15 protein-coding genes and 1 pseudogene are annotated in these 19,430 nt (G+C 46.1%); 15 read left to right on the top strand and 1 reads right to left on the bottom strand.

Translation table 11 applies throughout. From position 1 onward, the window contains the following. Window positions 1–54 precede the first annotated feature (54 nt). The 7 genes from pxpB to EDM59_RS06680 all read left to right on the top strand — a co-directional run bounded on the left by pxpB (window position 55) and on the right by EDM59_RS06680 (window position 12,520). A complete protein-coding gene (gene pxpB / locus EDM59_RS06710) occupies window positions 55–765 on the top strand; it encodes a 5-oxoprolinase subunit PxpB (protein ID WP_425455946.1) in 711 nt (236 codons plus the stop codon). Beyond that, window positions 762–1,769 (top strand): 5-oxoprolinase subunit C family protein, encoded by a 1,008-nt coding sequence (locus EDM59_RS06705; protein ID WP_122922888.1) that lies wholly within the window; start codon window positions 762–764, stop codon window positions 1,767–1,769. The genes pxpB and EDM59_RS06705 overlap by 4 nt, the downstream gene beginning before the upstream one ends. 3 nt (window positions 1,770–1,772) lie before the next feature. Then, complete coding sequence (locus tag EDM59_RS06700) at window positions 1,773–2,540, top strand: LamB/YcsF family protein (protein ID WP_122922887.1); 768 nt, start codon at window positions 1,773–1,775, stop codon at window positions 2,538–2,540. 535 nt (window positions 2,541–3,075) lie between these two features. Beyond that, window positions 3,076–5,010 carry a hypothetical protein gene (locus tag EDM59_RS06695; RefSeq protein WP_122922886.1) on the top strand — a complete coding sequence of 645 codons (1,935 nt, stop codon included), beginning with the start codon at window positions 3,076–3,078 and terminating at the stop codon, window positions 5,008–5,010. Between the two features lie 16 nt (window positions 5,011–5,026). Next, window positions 5,027–10,531, top strand: a complete 5,505-nt coding sequence (locus EDM59_RS06690; protein ID WP_183192833.1) for an RHS repeat domain-containing protein — start codon at window positions 5,027–5,029, stop codon at window positions 10,529–10,531. Beyond that, window positions 10,532–11,059, top strand: a complete 528-nt coding sequence (locus EDM59_RS06685) for a DUF2247 family protein (protein WP_122922884.1) — start codon at window positions 10,532–10,534, stop codon at window positions 11,057–11,059. 615 nt (window positions 11,060–11,674) lie between these two features. Beyond that, the gene (locus EDM59_RS06680; RefSeq protein ID WP_122922883.1) at window positions 11,675–12,520 is read left to right on the top strand and encodes a replication initiation factor family protein; all 846 of its coding nucleotides are present in this window, start codon (window positions 11,675–11,677) and stop codon (window positions 12,518–12,520) included. A 4-nt stretch (window positions 12,521–12,524) separates the two neighbouring features. Here EDM59_RS06680 and EDM59_RS06675 read toward each other — a convergent pair whose 3' ends face one another. After that, the gene (locus tag EDM59_RS06675) at window positions 12,525–12,731 is read right to left on the bottom strand and encodes a helix-turn-helix domain-containing protein (RefSeq protein WP_122922882.1); all 207 of its coding nucleotides are present in this window, start codon (window positions 12,729–12,731) and stop codon (window positions 12,525–12,527) included. Between the two features lie 163 nt (window positions 12,732–12,894). Between EDM59_RS06675 and EDM59_RS06670 the strand changes: the two are divergent. The 8 genes and pseudogenes from EDM59_RS06670 to EDM59_RS06630 all read left to right on the top strand — a co-directional run bounded on the left by EDM59_RS06670 (window position 12,895) and on the right by EDM59_RS06630 (window position 19,364). Next, window positions 12,895–13,670, top strand: a pseudogene (locus EDM59_RS06670) (recombinase family protein). A 140-nt stretch (window positions 13,671–13,810) separates the two neighbouring features. After that, window positions 13,811–13,945, top strand: coding sequence for a hypothetical protein (locus EDM59_RS31580; RefSeq protein WP_281274553.1), 135 nt, complete (start codon window positions 13,811–13,813; stop codon window positions 13,943–13,945). A gap of 83 nt (window positions 13,946–14,028) precedes the next feature. Next, window positions 14,029–14,280 carry a hypothetical protein gene (locus EDM59_RS06665; RefSeq protein WP_122922881.1) on the top strand — a complete coding sequence of 84 codons (252 nt, stop codon included), beginning with the start codon at window positions 14,029–14,031 and terminating at the stop codon, window positions 14,278–14,280. A 19-nt stretch (window positions 14,281–14,299) separates the two neighbouring features. Beyond that, entirely contained in the window at window positions 14,300–14,671 is a 372-nt protein-coding gene (locus EDM59_RS06660; RefSeq protein ID WP_122922880.1) for a hypothetical protein, read from the top strand. A 1,060-nt stretch (window positions 14,672–15,731) separates the two neighbouring features. Beyond that, a complete protein-coding gene (locus EDM59_RS06645; RefSeq protein WP_183192832.1) occupies window positions 15,732–16,442 on the top strand; it encodes a GntR family transcriptional regulator in 711 nt (236 codons plus the stop codon). A 195-nt stretch (window positions 16,443–16,637) separates the two neighbouring features. Continuing rightward, a complete protein-coding gene (locus EDM59_RS06640; RefSeq protein WP_183192831.1) occupies window positions 16,638–17,351 on the top strand; it encodes a GntR family transcriptional regulator in 714 nt (237 codons plus the stop codon). Between the two features lie 80 nt (window positions 17,352–17,431). After that, window positions 17,432–18,445 carry an SIS domain-containing protein gene (locus tag EDM59_RS06635; protein WP_122922876.1) on the top strand — a complete coding sequence of 338 codons (1,014 nt, stop codon included), beginning with the start codon at window positions 17,432–17,434 and terminating at the stop codon, window positions 18,443–18,445. A 67-nt stretch (window positions 18,446–18,512) separates the two neighbouring features. After that, on the top strand, window positions 18,513–19,364 hold the full coding sequence (locus EDM59_RS06630; RefSeq protein WP_122922875.1) for a PfkB family carbohydrate kinase: 852 nt from the start codon (window positions 18,513–18,515) through the stop codon (window positions 19,362–19,364). Window positions 19,365–19,430: the final 66 nt, after the last annotated feature.

Genomic DNA, 19,430 nt, shown 5'->3' with positions numbered 1-19,430 from the left:
TCCATAATTCGGAATGATAATCCCGATAATCGGAATGAAAGGGGCGGAAAGGTGATTAGCCACGAATTCTTCCCTTTAGGGGATTCAGGTGTTGTGGTCAAGCTGGGAAACACCATTGACGAGAGCACACATCAAAAAATAAAAACGTTGTCAGATCGTTTGCGGGACGAACGGCTGACGGGAATGGTCGAAATCGTTCCAGGGTATACGACGGTCACCGTGTATTACAATCCAGTGGCTTTGTATGATCCAAGCAGCGAGCAAACGCCTTATGAGAGAGTCACTGCGTACCTTCGCGAGATCATTACGCATGCCGAAAGCGAGATTCCCAGAGAGCCGAGGCTCGTGGAGATACCTGTTTGCTACGGAGGGGAATGTGGACCCGATTTGGATGAGGTGGCAAAGCACAGCGGACTGGCTCCGGATGAAGTCATTCGCATTCATTCAGAGCAGCAATATTTGGTGTATATGATCGGCTTTGCACCGGGTTTTCCTTACTTAGGTGGACTGGATGAACGGATTGCGACTCCGCGCCGGTCGACTCCACGCACGGCTATCCCGAGGGGAAGTGTTGGGATTGGAGGCTCTCAGACAGGGATCTATCCAATCGTGAGCCCAGGAGGATGGAATATCATCGGTCGAACGGCCCATCCCTTGTTTCGCCCGGAGGATCAGGAGCCAAGCCTGCTTCGCGCAGGAGATTTGGTGCGCTTTCGTCCCATTTCCTGGGAAGCCTTTCAGGAACAACAGGAGGTGACTTCATGAGTGTAGAGGTGATTCAGCCAGGCGTATTAACAACGGTGCAGGACCTGGGGAGAATAGGCTATCAGCAGCATGGAGTCATCGTTGGAGGGGCGATGGATACATTCGCCGCACGAATAGCCAATATGCTCGTAGGGAACCAGTCGACAGACGCTGTTCTTGAGCTGACCTTAAAGGGTCCGAGCCTGCTCTTTCACGAGGATCTGTTGATTGCGGTTTGCGGTGGGAATTTTTCCCCTTCTATCGATGGGAGACGGATGCCAGCAAACCGCCCCGTTTGGGTGAGGCGTGGAAGTATCCTGCAGTTTTCCCATGCCAGACTAGGCTGTCGAGCTTATTTGGCGGTGGCGGGAGGATGGGATGTTCCTGTCGTGATGAGAAGTCGCAGCACGAACTTCCGAGCAGGATTTGGCGGCTATGAAGGGAGAATGCTGCAGGGGAAAGACGTAGTAAAACCAGGCGCGCCGGGTGAATACAGCCGGCATCTCGCTAGCGAGTTGGCCAAGCAGGCAGGCACGAATCCCTTTATCCAGACAGACTGGTTTGTTCCGAAAAACATGTTTGCTTACATGGGGCAATCTGTGATCCGGGTTATGCTGGGAGAGCAGCACCCTGATTTTACCGATCAAAGTCAAAAGGATTTTTGGGCGCAGTCGTTCCAAGTGACTCCACAGTCCGATCGCATGGGCTATCGGCTGTCGGGACCGATATTATCTCTTTCCTCCCCGCTGGAGCTGACATCTGAAGCCGTAACAGCAGGAACGATCCAGGTGCCCCCTAGCGGACAACCGATTATATTGTTGGCAGATCGTCAAACCATCGGTGGATACCCGAAAATCGGATATGTAGCCACGGTGGATTTACCGGTTTTTGCACAGCTCAAGCCAGGTGATGCCGTTCGTTTTCAGCCCGTTTCTGTCCGCGATGCACAAAAATGGCTGTACGAAAGAGAGCTCGAGCTAAAACAACTGAGGGTAGCGATGGAACTCGCTGCTGGATGGAGGTAAAAGATGAAATACGTTGATATCAACTGCGACATGGGCGAGAGCTTTGGTGCCTACCGCTTGGGAAATGATAGAGAGATTTTAGACTACATCAGCTCTGCCAATATTGCCTGCGGCTTTCATGCAGGAGATCCGGCCACGATGAGAAAAACGGTGCGCATGGCTTTGGACAAAGCAGTTGCGATTGGCGCTCATCCCGGTCTGCCCGATCTCGTCGGTTTTGGCCGACGCAATATGGACATTTCTCCCCAAGAAGCGTACGACATGGTCGTATATCAGGTCGGGGCTCTGCAGGCGTTCATTCAGGCAGAGGGAGGCACGATGCAGCATGTGAAGCCGCATGGCGCGCTCTACAATATGGCAGCGACAAAAGCATCGCTCGCCGAAGCGATAGCAGAAGCGGTCTACAAAGTGAATCCGGCACTCCTTTTATTTGGATTGGCAGGCAGTGCATTGACACAGGCCGCAGAACGCATCGGCTTGCGAACAGCAAACGAGGTATTTGCAGACAGAACCTATCAGCAGGATGGAACGCTCACCCCGCGCAGTCAGCCGGATGCCATGATCACCGATCAGGAACAATCTCTGCAGCAGGTGGTGCGCATGGTAACAGAAGGGCGTGTCCTTTCGCGACAGGGGGTCGACGTATCGATTCAGGCAGATACCATTTGCATCCATGGGGATGGGGCGCATGCCTTGGAATTTGCCCAAAATATTCATGAGGCGTTTGCTCGCGCAGGAATCCAGCTGCGCGCATTTGCAGCCAAGAGTTGATTTGTATGTTTGATACAGAGAGAAGAAGCCTGGAGCATGGGACTGACCCCCGTCGCTCGGGCTTCTTTTGCTTTCTGCTCTGCTTTTTTGCCCGATAGATGATAGAGCACCAATAGGCAGGGGATATACTCGATTTTGATACTGTGGATTCGAGGAGAGCTTGCGTGCTTGTTTGAGATCTTGATGTACAATCGTTTACACAAGTTTACACTTCCGTCATTTGACCCAGAGTGATCCTCCTCTGTTTTATACTTGAAGCAGCCACATGACAAACAGGAAAGCCATCCGATCATCGGGCGGCTTTTTTGTTTGTCTTGATGCGATTTTTAGTGGAGGTGAGATCATGAGTAGTTGATGAGAATTTACCAAATCACCCATATTGTTTACAAATAATGAGTATTCGAAAGTTGATATACTTCATTGTGCAAATGGATAGATCGGTGGTGTAGCGATGAGTACATAATCGGTAAATTCGTGAAACGTATTATCATTCATTACCTAAGGTTGGAATTATAAGAGAAGCGGGGAAGGGAACATGAAAACCAAAGCAGTCAGCCTCTTTTTATTGCTGCCACTGTTATTCGCATTCGTATGCGTACCAATGGCACAAGCAAAAACGGAAGATGAGTCCATCGAGGAAGTTCTTGATATGGACAGGCAACTCATTCATCTACAAACGACCATGCAGTTTTTAGAAGCGGTAGCCAATAAAAAGGGAGATCAGAAGCTGGCCAAGCAAATGGCAAAGAAATCAGCGTCTTTGTCCAAAAGGAACAAGGAGCTGCATGTAACGCCGAAGGATAAAAATCGCAAAGCCCATCAACAAAAGATAAAGAAACAACTCCTCACACAAAAGGGCAACATCAAAAGCCTGAAGAGCGATTACGAGAAGCAAATCTCCAGCTACTGGAAGCAGCTCATGCCGAGCTTTATCGACCAAGGGCAAGCCGCTCCAGCCTCACTAACGCGTAGCGCCATTACTACAATGGCAGCGACAACCATAGCAGCAGATGCCGTCATCGACCCATTTGAACCAAATAACAACGAGAACGAAAGCTATCCGATAACCGTTGGAAATCTCTATGATTCCAAGATCTCTACTTTAGACGATCAGGACTTCTACCGTTTCAACTCAGGAGCCCTAACAGGAACCCTGACGGTTAAGCTGGATGTTCCAGCCGATAAAGACTATGACATGGTGGTCATGGAAAATTTGGACACGACGGTGGGTTTTGGTATGACCTCCGGGCAGGGAAAAGATGAGAGTGTCAGTTTCCAAGTCAAGCCGAATACGAACTACTACATTGCTATTTTCAGCTTCAATGATTTCAGTACGACTGAAAATTATCACTTGTCATTGAGCAAGGTCACTGCCGTACTGAACTTGACTAGCCCGATCGACATCAGTTTGCCAATGGGAGAGATTCCTGCCTACCGATTTTCGGCTCCCGTTGCTGGGACGTATCGCTTCTACACAGAGCCGTATGGTGGATTCGGAGCTCCCTTTGATACTTTTCTCGCCATCTTCTCCGACGAGCAAATGGCGAATATGGTTGGCTTCAATGACGATGTAGCACAAGACAATCTTCTTTCCGAGATGAAGGTACCCATGACACAAGGACAAACCTATTTCGTCTACGTATCTTCCGCGGAACAAGCAGGTGTGCATACACGTCTGACGGTGTCATTGGATCCGAGTGCAACGGTCGCTTCCTCTCTTCTGCATGAATCGTCCGCCAATGATGGAAGCATGACAGAGAAGCAAATCATTACCCTTAGCAATGGCGTTTTCGCATCGGATGTCGCCAATAGCGTTACCGTACAATCGCTCCCAGCTGGCCTGCAGCCGGTCATTACACGCAATAGCAACACACAGCTCACCCTTCAACTGACAGGAAAAGCAGTCGAGCACGAGAGCAAGCATCGTATCGAAGGAATTACCGTCACCATTCCCAAGGGTAAGGTTGTAGGGGCTCTCTCTAACGTGGTCTCCAGTCCATTCGGTATTGCCTTTACAGATACAGAAGCCATCGTGCGCGATGTACCGCAAGATTTGAACGTCGCGGCTGGGCAGAAGACAATCCTGAAGCTGACAGCGCCTTTTTCCGGTCCGTATGAGCTTTCTACCACGTATTACAACGGAGCTACGGGTGAGGGAACGAGCAATACGGTGCTGTCCCTCTATGAAGACTATGGACAAACCCGCTTGATAGCGTCCAACGATGACGGTGACACACCACCGTTTTCCAAGATGAATGCGTCACTGAAAAGCGGTCAGGATTACTATGTAGTCCTTTCCGGAGCAGCTGGGGGAAGTGCCCACGCCCGACTTTCCGTGCGCTACCTGGGCATGGAGTATATTTATAACGCAAAAGGACAGCTCGTACAGACCAAGCAAAACGGTGTGGTTTTGACAGAATGGATCTACGACGGGAACGGCAACGTGATCCAGAAAATCGTTCATGAATAAGGGAGACGGAAAATCGATGCGAATCAAGAGATGGCAACAAAAATCACTAAGTTTTCTACTCATTGGCGCGCTTCTGCTACCTGGTGGAGTCCACGCCGAGTCTGCGCCGGTCAGTGATCCTGCGGGATCGGACCCCGTTGCACAAGTAGCGGATACAAAACAGTGGGTGCAAGCTGCCAAAGAAGCGATGAAAGCAGCGGCCAAACAAACAGAGCCTAGCGCTGCGGAGATTCCGGAGGTCTCGGAAAAAGCTGTGAATGAACAACAATGGGATTCGATGAAGGCAGCGGATGTCTGGAAGCTGTCCCAATCATTGAACAGGCAGGCTCTTCAAATCGTTGCTTATTTTTATCCAGAATGGGACCGCTTTTTGTCCCATGATGAACAAGTAGACAAGACGGCCTGGTTCGATGAGACCGTGATGGAAAAAATCGAGCAACTGGATGGCGGCCAACGCGACCTGCTGCTGTCCAGCATCCCTGTGATTCAGATTTTCGTTGACCAGTGGGAAGCAGCTAAACAGCAAGAAGAACAGGCCAAAAACTTTTCGTCTAAAAGACAACCACAATCGGCGCTCGCTACAGCACAAGCTGCTGCTGTAACCCCTCCAGATGCCATGTATGACCCAAAAGAACTGACTTCGCAATATCGCAGAACGAATACGGACAACCCGGTAGATGAAGTCTATCGCACGGCGAATGTGAAAGAAATGGATCTGCAGCTTGATGGGAAGCATGGGATGGATTTTACGTTGGAAAGAACCTTTTCTTCCCTGGAATCCATAAAAGATGACGCGTATTTATCAACAAGCGGGAAAAACAAAGTAGCGATTCATAACGAGACACAAGATCCGATTTTGGTAAATGGGTGGTCGTTCAACTTACCTTCCTATCAAGAAGTGAACAAACGATCTTCGAAATGCACCTATTATGATGGACAAAACCGATCTGGTTGTGGCATGTATAGCAATGGCAAGCGCTACATTTTTAGTTTAGAGGATGGCACGGTATTAGAGTCATCCAGCAAAACAGGGGATTGGGTGAATTATCCTTATAGTGGCGCGAGCATGAAAGTCTTTCCGGATCAGACGGGTAAGACAGTAAAAGACGTTGCTCAGTTGACCTTTAATGGAAATACCTATTTATTCCAGCGGGAAACTACCAGTGCTGATGGGTACGCGGATGTTGATATCGTAACGAAAACGAATTCATATGGAGATAAAATCACGTACCGTTTGGATCCAAACGGTGGGAAACCCATCGAAATGATCGATAGTGTCGGAAGATATATTGTGTTGGAAAAACCAAAAAACGATGTACAGGTTAGTGCGTTAAAGGTTTATAAAGACGCAACAAAAACAACGCTGCTAAAGAATCTGGAGTACGTAGGAAACCCCTATGGCAGCCTTGATCAAATTGTAGAGCATGATGTCAGCGGGGGCGGAGCAGACAAAATTCTGGCCGAATACACGTATTACAACCCGGATCTGCATGGAAAAGCTGAGTTTAACTTTTATGAAAACTATTCTTTGCCTGCCACAGCGGAGCAAGGAATAACCCTCGATGAGAATGGCCGGGAATCCAAAGCATACGTCACAACGGAAATGAAAGAGCGTGCAACTATGCGCTATCGTCTGTTGCAGCGTGTGAACTATCCCGTTGAAGGATTGACCATGACGTACACCTACAATCCCTATAAGCCGGATACAACCGATTTCTTAAATCCAAGCCAGGTACGCTTGTTCTACGATGAAGAGAAGCTGACATACTCCGCGTATCCTCCGGTAACCGCGGTGAACTTCCGCTTTAATCAGACAGCTCACCCAGATACGGGCGAAAGCAAGACCTATTCGTTTACAAAATACTATCCGTTGACGAATAAAGAGATATGGAAAACGCCAAAGGCTGATTCTACCCGCTTGAAGAATCAGACCGTCCGAGACGGATCTGTGGTCGTCACGCAAATACAGCAAGCAGGACTTCCTAGTATCGAGCGTACCTTTGCACTGAACGAGGGACGTAGTTTCTTGCCCCGTTCCGTAAAAACATACATCGGAACAGGCGCTGATACCGACACAATCGAAGGAAAGCTGGCGCTGACGGAAGACGGCAAGGAATACCGGTATGCTCCTGCATCCTACACGAGCTTTTTGTACGAAGGAAAAGCGACGAAACCACTGTTTACGTTTTCCTTTGCTGGACGCCCATCCTCGATGACAGATAATGCTGACGTGTATGCCTTTTTGCTTGCGCCAACCAGTGCGAATCTCTCTCGTGTAAAGGCCCGCTTACCTCTCTATGCGGAAGTTACGGAGTATGTATACAACAGCTATGGGGATGTGGTTAGTGAGAAGGATCCTAAAGGAAACGTGACCACTACGAAATATCTACCAGCTACAAGTACGTTCCTGCGACTACCATCCGAAGTGAAGAAGACAGCGGCAGGGAATGCCAGTCATTATCACCAGGAGACGTATACGTATCAGGATAATCAGTTGGCTACGGAGAAAATCGTTGATTCCTATCCGGATGGGGTAGGAGTGAAGGTCGATCAGGTAGACCGGACGTATACGTACAACAATAAGCTTGTAGCATCCGTAACAGAAACGAGTACCGGTGCAGATGCAAAGACGGTGACCCAAACGATCAGCTCTTATGATGACCTAGGACTGTATCCTGAGGGAATCAGTATGAGTGTGGAAACATCCCCCAATGTGCAAACCAAGCTTACGCATACCTTTGTCTATGATGCGCTAGGGCGTTTGCAGGCACGAATCTATCCGGACCAAAGCTTCGTGCAATACGAGTTCGATACGCTGGGACGACCCGTGAGCGAGCAGTTTACAAACACAGAACTGCAAAACCGAACCATTACGTACACGTACGAGGATGGCAGTCGAAAGGTCACGACAAATCTGCCAGATGGGACGAAGAATTTCGCTTACTTTACCCCCTTTGGCGAAGTAGAGTACAAGGGTCAGGTAGGGACAGATGGAACGATTCGCCCGCTGTTGTACAATACGTATTCCCTAGATGGAAATCACGTTGTTTCAAGCGAACCGTATGCCCTAAAGGATCGAGCGATCACCTATGTGTACAATCAGGACGGTACGGTATGGCAGAAAAAAGATCCAAAAGGCACGACGGTGTATCTTTCTGCCAATACCATGAGTGACGGGACGAATTATCTCCCCGCTATGACTACCCTGACAGTGGAGCCCAATGGACTTCAGACTACAGCTTATCACGATCGTCACGGGCAACTGGAGAAGGAAGTCAGTCGTACCAGTGATGGAGCGCAGAGCCGGACACAGCTTTATGCACGCAACGACTTCGACCAGGTAGTCCGACAAACAGAAAAAGACCAGACGGGCAGCACCCGATCTTGGAGCTATCGCTATACGAATAATGGTCAGCTCGTATACTTGCTGGATCCGGAGCAAAATACGTACCAATACGAGTACGATTCTCTTGGAAATCTGGCAACCGTTACGGAGAACAAGACACTGACGACGAGAAACCATTACAATGCGTTGTCGTGGAAGATGGGAGAAGAAGATGTTCCTACAGGAGCATTGGAATATTACTCCTACAAAGTCAACGGTCAGCCTGCCACCTTTACCGATAAGGCAGGTAACCGTCACGAGTACTCCTATACAGCCTTCTACGATCTGGCAGGATTGACGACGAAAAACAAAGCAGGAACCGTAACGAATAAAGAGACGAAGGAGTACTACCCGAATACGTCTCTTGTGAAAAAGGAAACGAACAGCAATGGTTCCAACGTGAATCCGACCAGCCCGACCTACCGCGAGACGAGCTATACGTACGATCCACTGCAACGGATGAACAGTGTAACAACGTTTGGTCGTTCTTACTTGCTCGGCTACAATGATCGGGACGATTTGATGGATTCCCTGACTTACCCAGATCAGTCGCAGGTCACCTATGCTTACGATACGGCTGAACGTCTGCAGGAAGTAAACAGCCCGCTGGCAGGTGTAGTGAAGTATGATTATCATACAGATAGCACTGGGGAGAGCTACCAGATTGAATATCCGAATGGACAACTGGTAGACCGCAAGATGGATTCCTTTGGGCAGGTAGAGCACGTTACTCAGAGCAAGAATCAAGTACCGGTATGGACAGAAAGCAACCAGTATTCCTTTGGTAACGTTACAGGTATTCAACGAAATGGAACTTCCTATAGCTATGAGTACGATAAAGTGGATCGCCTCAAAAAGGAAACAGCACCTGACACAACGAATCAATATTCGTATGACGGCCGAGGTAATCGCTCAGCATTGGATGGGAAAAAACCTTTAGAAAGCGGCAGTGTTACGTACACCTTTGATGAACGCAACCAACTACGTGGTACTTCTAATGCTAAAACAGGGGATACGTCCGCCTACACCTACTTTGGAGACGGATTGCGTGCTACTAAAGTAGAAAACGGTACCGAAACCAAGTATATCAATCTGAATGGCAAGGTCATTGAGGAACTCGATGCAGCTGGGAATGTGGTAGCCCGTAACATCTGGGGCAATGAACTCTTGTTCCGCGAGGACTTTACGGCTGGTAAAGGCGGGTACTATGGATATAATAGCCATGGGGATGTTGTGTCTGTTACGGATGGCAGTGGGAACAATCTGAACACCTATGAATACGACACGTGGGGAAATGTCGTTTCGGAAACGAAAGGGATGGCCAATCCGTTTAAGTACAGCGGGGAGATTTATGATGAAAAGACGGGCTTGTATTATTTGCGTGCAAGGTACTATGACCCAAGCGTTGGGCGGTTTATTTCGGAGGATACGTATAAGGGGCAAGTGGATAATCCGCTTAGTTTGAATCGGTATACTTATGGACACAACAATCCGCTTAAATTTGTTGACCCGAGTGGTCACGATGCTGTTATTCATGCGGATTTTGCTCCTAGTAATGGGACGATTTATAAGTCAGCAAATCAATTAACCTTGCCAGAAGCACTGCTAATTTCAGTTGATCCAAGTTATTCGCCAGAGCAAAGGGCAGTAGCACAAGGGATTGTATGGAAGAGTATTGTTTCACCGGACAAAGGTGGACCGGCTGTAATAGCCAATGCATCTAAATATGCCAAGATTCCACAGGTTGCAAAATCTACCTTAATAAAAGGACAGACGTTAGGTGTAATTAAGCATCCTGTATTGGATTACACTCGTGTAGGTAGTGCATTAAAGGCAGACCCATATCACGCTTTTAATGATATTATTGATAACTATGCGAGTTATGCTGCAAAATTTGCTCTAACTGGACAAAGAGACGGAATAGACAAGACTTTATATCAAATTGAAGGTTCGATGGTTGTTTATGAAACAAAATATGTATTTGATAAAGCAACACGTAACACTATTATGACTACGGTGAGGAAAGATATAGAGGGTGTTTTTGAATGGATAACGACTCCTAAAAATGAAGTAACTCATAGGGTTTTTATTCCAAATGGTAAAGTTACTGGAACACCTAATAACTGGGGGAATTAGATGACATACTCACTTGATTTGTTTAATGACCTTAATGTGTATTATAACTGGGAAACCCTATATGTTGGCAGACTACTTGGTTTACTCGAACCAAAAGAAGTGACTCGGTACGCGATTGATTTCTTGGAGAAACATCCTGATATTAATAACAAGTATGTTTTAGAGTTAGCTTGGGATTTACCAGAGGAAGAGATGAACCATCAACTCATCGAAGTTCTTGAAACCCTTTCTAATGGAGCATTTGGTGAGGAGTCCGAAAGATGGATCGTCGAGAAGAGAAAATGGCGGTACTGCATCTTGAAGACGGTAGCGGTAGATTCTAGATACTCTAGTTCTTTGTTCGAAAAGATAGAGGATGTATTCTCTATTTTTGGATGTCCAGATGATATGTATACATTAATTAGGGATGTTTCCAATGTTAGGTATTTGCCAACATCAGAAAAGGGGAAGGAGACAGAGGAAGACAAAATTATTCAGTTGTTAAAAGATTTCCTCACTATAGAAGAACAGTTTCTGTTCTCGAACTAGAGACTTGTAGGTTAAACCCCAAACGAGTAACCAACCTCGTCTGGGGTTCTTTTTTGCCCTCACAATCGCCGTGGCGGCAAGTTAAAGAACCCCCACCCAGTGCCGAATAAATCTTTTTATCTCTATAGCGAGAACATAACCCTTGTAATATCCGTACATAGTTTTCATGGAATGAGATGTACGCACGTAAACAGGTACAAAAAGTTACCCTAATTCCTCTATTCTCTCCACTAACTTTGCCCCCATTATTGCCAGTTACCACCGTTTTTCCTTGTAAAAACCTTACCTTCGTTTTCTCCCGTTTTTCTCAAATATCCTATGAAAACGCAACTAATCCCATGCTCATCCCGATGGGGAGGAGGAGAACAAAATAGTCTATTTTCTTGCATCAATCCGCAAGGATACAACGATGTTTATTGTGCAAGAGGAAGTGAGACAACAAAATTCTTCGCAACTAATGCGTATGGTGTCCCGACTATTTTCGGTGTAAGGGTCATAAACAATCTGGTAACGTGCCAGTTCAAATATATAGGTAAGGATACGCTTCAGGCTAGCCGCCTTGCCCTCTAATATAGTCCGAAATTCGTTAAAAAATTTCGGTGGGGGGTTGAGAATATGGAAGGGGTGAAAGTTTCTATTGACCGTATTGTCATTGATTTCACCAATGTCTATTGGAGTTTCTTCATTCCATTCAGACAACGTCTTTGTGATTACTTTAATGCATCGCTTTATGTTCTGGACAAGGGCTTCAAGTATCATGTTCATGTAACAGATGGAGAACATTACCTGCATGTCTCCTATCAGCTTGCGTATGCGAAAAAATCCCTAAAGCACACGCTACGAATCGAATGTCATCCTGACAGTCTGATTCACTTCAAATCATGGCTCATGCAATTGAAAAGGGTCTCCCACGCTATCCTCTTTGTGCGGTGTGATGTAGCATTTGACATTCCGTTACCCTTATCTGAGTTGTTCACCTTATCGTTAACTGGGCGGAACATGCATTGCGAAAAAGGAACAAGATACTCCAATGAACGGCATCAAAGGCAGGTAGCAGGATACTGCCGAGTTTACGATAAGAAGTTGGAACTAGCTGAGAAGCAAGGGAAGAAAATCGAGGGCGAATTGACGAGGTTTGAAATCGTTTATGCTCCAAAGAAGAAGATACCGCTTGATGTTTTGGTACAGTATCCGCCTCAGTTTAACAAGTATTATCTGTGTACTCATTTGACCTCGCCAGAACTGTTAAAACCGAAAATGCTTCTAAGAGTAAACGCATTGATGAGTGGTGAACTGGAACAGAGACAGGTAACGGGATATTATCGTAGGCAAATTGAGGTGGAAATGAGAAAACGCCCAACGCTCGATTTTGATAACGTAGCTGTGGAGCAATGGGAAGAAGCTGTAACGACGCCATGTGCAATACTTAGCGGTGTTGTCAGTAAAGTACCAGTAGCGTAATAGTCTACTCATCTTCCAAGACTAGCAACTCATGCAGTTGAATGTTTAATGTCTTACAAATCTGCTCCAAAGTATCAAAGTAAGCGGCGTTGACTTTATCGGAGCAAAGATGGCTAACCGTACTTGGGCGGATATTCATTCTACGGGCGAGTTCTCGTTGACTGATTCCTTGTTCCTCAAGGATTTCTCTAAGACGTAATCGAATAGGCATATGAATCCTCCATAACGTAATACCGTTACAATTTAGTGATGTTTCTTTCATAATATCACCTAAAAACTATTGAGTGCAACGGTATACCGTACTATAATAATATCGTGATACGGAATACCGTTACATTAATCTCAATTTCTGTAACGGTGGGGGAGAAAATGCGATGAAAGTCATTGGATATGTACGGGTTTCCACACAAGGGCAAGCAAAGGACGGCTACAGTTTAGGTTATCAACAAGATGAAATTCTAGCTTACTGTAAGGAACAAGGATGGAATCTCCTGCATGTGTTTTGTGATGAAGGCATATCGGGGGCAAAGGTAGACGAGGAAGCGTTAGAAGTGGATAGAGAGGGCTTTCAGGACATGTTAGCCGCCCTCTCTACCGAAACCATCGACAAAGTAGTTGTCCTCAATACAAGCCGTTTATGGCGGTCTGACATCGTAAAGGTATTGGTACATCGGGAGTTCAAGAAACATGGTGTAGATGTACAAAGCATTGAACAGCCGACCTACAGCATCCACAAGAAAGACCCAAGCGACTTCCTGATTAACGGGTTAATGGAACTGCTCGACCAGTATCAACGGCTCGAGATAGCGATGAAACTAGGCAGAGGACGCAACAAGAAAGCACAGCAGGGCGGCTACGCAGGAGGAAGAGCAACCTTTGGCTAACAGTGCCAAAAGGTCAGAAGGCTTTACAGATAGATCAGAAACAGGCAGAAACGGTTCGGAGACTGTTTGCCATACGTGAGCAGTATCAAACATGGTCACTCTCTCAAATGGCTCTACAGCTAAACGTGGAGGGCTACAGAACCGCACAAGGCAAGTCATTTACGAAGGTTCAGGTGAAGCGAATCCTAGACCGTGAGGGCTTCTACAAAGGGCAGTATACATACGGTCACATTGAATCACAAGGCATACATCAACCGATTATTTAGAACCTTTTCAGTCGTCTAACAGAGAATGTACTAGCTGACGTATCCGTGCGTGGTCATTTATATGATTAACGCTTGTTCGGAGGGTGCTGACATTCTTTGCATAGACAACTGAAAACAACTAAGATGAGGGGGAATGAATCATGAATAGTAAATTGACATTGCTTTATATTGGCGTAGACCTGCTTGGGATGCCACAATTAAAAAAATTGAAAGCAACCCATACGGCTTCGGTTTATTCGTTTATTCAGCTAATGCAATTCAATATGCCCCTTTAGGTGGTCTAGCCGCTGGGAGTTTAAAGATTGTAAAAACAGCAACCTCAGTCATAAAAAATGATAAGAGGCTTGTGAGAGCAGCAATGGAAATGGGGAAAGACCCAAGAGTCCAATCTGAGGCAGATAATTTAGTTAAGAGTTTTCTAAGTGGAAACACAAATCCGGGTAAAGGCTCAAAATCGCTTGGATTTGGAGGAATCTATGAAATGCGTGGTGCAAACGGGGCTAGAGTATACTTTAAAAATGTTGAAAGTGGAATCGAGATTGTTGGTAAATCTAATAAGGCAAATCAGGCTGATGTTATTAAAGTACTAAGAGACCTTTACGGTAAATAACCTAGAGGGGGAGAATTAATTGGAGAATTATGTGATAAAATATCCTTCATATTTTGATGAAATTGAGGATATTGAAAACGATAATATTGATGTTTTTATTGAAACAGAAGATGGATTTACGTATACCTTAGTCGTAACAACTCCAAAATATTTATTTTCGTACATGGATAAAGAAGGGGTAGACTTTATTCCTGCTGCACCTCCAGAGGTCATCGTAAAGAAACTTTCAAAAGAAGTAATAGAAAAAGCAGTAAAGACCTATTTGGAAGATGATTCTTATTGGTTAAAGCTATACTTTTTGGCAGGAACGAATGAAGGATTGTTTGATGTGAAGGAAATGGACAAAATATTAGACAAGATTAAAAGAACAAATAAAGATATTTTTGGATGATTTTATCCCCCAACCGAGGATCAACGCTCGTTTGGGGGATTTTTTTGCTCTTGGACTCGCCCTTGAAAAGGGGGCAATTGAAATAAACCCCACCCAGTGCCGAATGAACCGTTTTATCTCCAAATAGGCAATATAACCATTGTAATACCCGTACCAAATTTTCGTGAAATGAGATGTACGTACGTATAAGTCTATAAAAAGTTACCCTAATAATCTACGAGGATGTAACGATTATTACTATGCAAAGGGACATGAAGCAAAAAAGACTCTCGCAACTAATGAGTATTCCATTCCGACTACTTAGAATGTAAAGGTCAAAAACAATCTGGTAACGTGCCAGTTTACATATAGCATCTTGGGAAGGACATGTGAAAGGCTAACCGCCATCCCCTCTAATTTAGCCAGAAATTCATCAAAATTTTTGGAGGGGGAAGAACATGAGCAACATCAAGCTGTCGATTGATAAGATTGTCATTGAATACAAGGATGTGCATTGGAAATTCTTTAATCCAATTAAACGAAACATCTGCGATTACTACGGTATCACCGAGTCTAGTGGAAGATCCCCAAGAAAAGAATCGTCTCAATGTAACTCAAAAAATGGATTCAAACGTCCTTAACTGGAACGAGGAAGAGAATCTTATTAGATACAGTGTAAAAAAACGAGGTAGCACAGACTGTTCAACGTACTATGTGGTAACTGGTATGACTGAAGCCGGTGAAATGATTACTTCGAATGAAGTTGAAATTGCCTCAGATGCAAATAAGCTAAACTCTGTTCTTTCAGGGGAGATTGTTCTGTTCGGAACACCTGGCCCTGTTGAAGATACGATAGGGGCAGCAGGCTATAAAGGTTGCCCAGTTGGATCCAGAAAGGCTATCTGGGTCCCTCAATCGTCGCTGCAGCTGCGAGCATGTTTTTATGGAAGGTAAATCTAGCAAAAAGGGAGCGCTAGAAAGCGAAGTTCTCCGTGGGATACAAGAACACTCGTTACGAAAGGATGGCAAAGGAAAACCGACCTTGATACACTGTAAGGAATGGGAGAGGAGGGACGCAACCGTGGAACAGAAGATTCCATTGCACGCCCAGCTGAGAGAACTGATCCGTGAAAAAATAGCGGATGGTGAATACGCGTATGGGCAGCCGATCCCATCCGAACGTGAGCTGGCCGCAACGTATGGATTGAATCGCATGACAGTAAGGAACGCCATCGAAGCATTGGTCCAAGAGGGTGTCCTTAAGAAAGTGCAGGGAAAAGGTACATTCGTGACGCAATCAAAAATCGGTTCCAATCTGTACAAGCTGCAAGGTTTCAGCAAAATGCTGTTGTCCAAAGGGATCCAGCCGTCCACGAAACTGTTGTATACAGGGAGACGAAGAGCTGGTTTGAAATATGCAGCAATTTTCAATATAGATGAAGAGGCGGAGCTATACCGTATCATACGGCTGCGTTTGGGAAATGACGAACCGTTTACATTGGAGGATACACTGGTTCCGTACGACCTGGTTTCCCAAATAGACCAGTACGACTTCGGGGTACACTCGCTCTACGACTTGTTTGCAGCTAATGGAGTAGACCTGGACATGGCCTACGAAACGTTGTCCCTTGTAAAGGTTCGAAATCCGGAAGCAAAGTTGCTTCAAGTCCCGACTGACAGTGTCGTTTTTTTACATGAATGCAAAAGCTATGACCGCGATAGTCGGGTAGTGGAATTCACAAAATCATATACGAATGGTCAAAAAAGCTATTTCTTGGCAGACCGTCACTAATACCTCACCCCCCTTTGCTTCGCGTGCCCTACAGGCATGTGTAAGTCAGAGGGGTTTTTTGTGACTTTTCAGATTTTTATTGACCAGGCCCCTCAAGTGGTATAGCATAATGGTTAAGTGGTATATATTTTGCGATTGGTATATAACGTTAGTGTGGTATACAAATATACCAGTTGGTTGGAGGCAGGGGTAGACTTGGCAAAATACGATACTGTCCGTTCGGATCTTGCAGAAAAAATAGAAGCATACATAAGTCAAAGCGGGCTGCGTGCCCATGATAAGCTACCTTCGGAGAGAGAGCTCAGCTCTCACTGGGGCGTTAACCGGATGACATTGCGTCAAGCAATCGAACGACTCGTGGATGAAGGCATCCTGTATAGCATTCACGGTAGTGGAACGTATGTAGCACCACAAAAAATTAACCGGAATTTGTGGCAGTTCCTCTCTTTCTCCGATGCCATGAAAGAGGCTGGGCTGCACGCACAAACTACCGTCATATCCATTCGAAAAATGGAAGCGAACAAATGGCTCGCGAAGACTTTCTCCATTTTGCTTGGCACGGAAGTCTATGAACTCGTGCGGATAAGGCATGTCGAGCATGAACCATTTGCGTTGGAGACCATCTACGTCCCCTGCCACTTGTGCCCCGGATTGGAACAGCATGATCTGGAACAGCAATCACTCTATGCGATCCTGCGTGAGGTTTATCATATAGAACTGACAAAGAGCAAACAGGAAATCAGCATGAGCTACTTGACTGAAGAGGAAGCGTCCTATCTGGGCGTGGCGCCTGGCGAGGCTGCTATCTGCACGAAAGTAGTTACCGCCACGGAGGAACAGGTCCCAATCGAGTACACCATTGAAATCGCCAGAGGAGACCGATGCAAGTTCAGCACGATTCTAAAGTAGCTGCAAGGACTCAGACAGGTTTTAAAGCATGAACGCTTTAAAATAGATTACGATTGTCTACCATTGGGGAGGAATAGGCTATGTTGAAATTTGATTCGGATTTGTTTCTGCAAGCAGTGGGAAAGGAGGCGATTGCAGAGCGTGAGAAAATCGAAGGAATTGTCGACCACATTTCTGCCAAAGGCTTTTCGAATCTTTTCCTGATTGGTGCGGGGGGAACCATCGCGATGATGTACCCGTATGAGTACATTCTGAAGTCGAATTCAACGTTGGAAGTTCACGCTGAAATTGCTGCGGAATTCATGGTCATGAACCATAAGCATTTCAGCAAAGATTCTGTCTGCATTTTTGCCTCTGTATCGGGAACGACAAAAGAAACGGTGGCAGCGGCACAGTTCTGCAAGGAAAGGGGAGCTAAGACGATTGGATTGGTCGCAAATCCAAACACCCCGTTAGCTGAAATCGTCGATCACTGCATCACGACAGGACACGAAAAGCATTCGTTTGATACCTTCTTCATTCACCTGTACATGCTGGTCTTCCGTTTCATGCACAACAACAATGAGTTTCCCCTCTATGACAAATTTGCCAAAGAAGTAGCGATACTTCCACAAGCACTGCTCAGTGCCATGGAGTCTTTTGAGCAAAGAGCAGAAGCATTTGCTATCAAACACAAAAACACGGATTACCATATGCTCGTCGGAGCTGGCAGCCTCTGGGGCAACACATACTCTTATGCCATGTGCATTCTAGAGGAAATGCAGTGGATTCGATCGAAGTCCATTCACGCGGCAGAATTTTTCCATGGAACTCTGGAATTGGTTGAGGAAAACACGAGTGTCATCCTCCTGAAAGGGGAAGATGAGACACGGCCATTGGTGGACCGTGTAGAGCGCTTTGCCGAGAAGATGACCAAAGAGCTGTTCATCATCGACACCAAGGAGTTCGCACTGGAGGGCATCAGTGAAGAGATGAGAGCGTACTTTGGGATCAGCGTAAACTGGGCAGTCCTCAATCGCATCAGTGTATACCTGGAGCGCGAACGGAACCACCCGCTGGAAACCAGACGCTATTACCGAAAAATGGAGTACTAAATAGAAGCGACGAGCACTACTGCGGTAGTGCTTTCGTTGCCAGAAGATAACAAGGGGGGCTGGAAACATGAAAGTAATTGGCTTTGGTGATAACGTGGCGGATGTATACCTACATACAAGGACGCGCTATCCGGGGGGGAATTCTGTGAATTTTGCAGTGTTTGCCAAGCAGCTTGGTGTTCCTTCTGCCTATCTAGGTGCCTTTGGAAATGATGTTATCGCAGAATTCATTCAAGAAGAACTAACGAAAATCGGCATCGACTTATCACACTGCATACAGTTGGAAGGGGAGAACGGCTTTGCCCAGGTCAACCTTGTCGAAGGTGACAGAGTATTCGTCGGGGGAAATGGGGGAGGTATTTCAACAAAGAACCCACCTATATTGGACACAGAGGATCTGGAATACTTGAAGAGTTTTTCACTGATCCATTCTGGTTGTTATGCTCATGTAGAGAGCGAGCTGCCGAAGCTTCGGCAACTGGATGCTTTGGTAGCCTTTGACTTTTCTGAAGAATCCAAATTCCGTACGGATAATTATTTGCAGAAAGTATGCCCCTTTATCGACTTTGCCTTGTTTTCAGGAGGCTCTTTGACCCGCTCGGAGATCGAGACATTAGTCAATCGGGTAAATGGCCATGGCGTGAATCATATTCTGATCACCAGAGGCTCACAGGGTCCACTGTTCTTTAGCCATGGCGTATTGTACAGAGGGACTGTCGAATTCGTGCAGCCGGTGGATACGATGGGAGCGGGAGATTCCTTTTTAACAGCATTCCTCATCCACTTGGTCCAATTCGGCTGGACAAAAACCCATGCACCAACTGCGGAAGCCATCGAAAGAGGGTTGCAAGTGGCTGCCTCATTTTCAGCGAGGACCTGCTTAGTGGATGGAGCATTTGGTCATGGCCAACGGTATTAGGAAAAATCCAAGTTTGAACTTGACAGAATCATCTGATAACTTTACTATTTTGGTAAAGGTATATAC

The sequence above is a fragment of the Brevibacillus nitrificans genome, from assembly GCF_003710965.1.
Taxonomy (GTDB): Bacteria; Bacillota; Bacilli; order Brevibacillales; family Brevibacillaceae; genus Brevibacillus; species Brevibacillus centrosporus.
The sequence above is the reverse complement of the archived record's forward strand: the minus strand, read 5'-3'. Positions and strand labels throughout refer to the sequence as shown.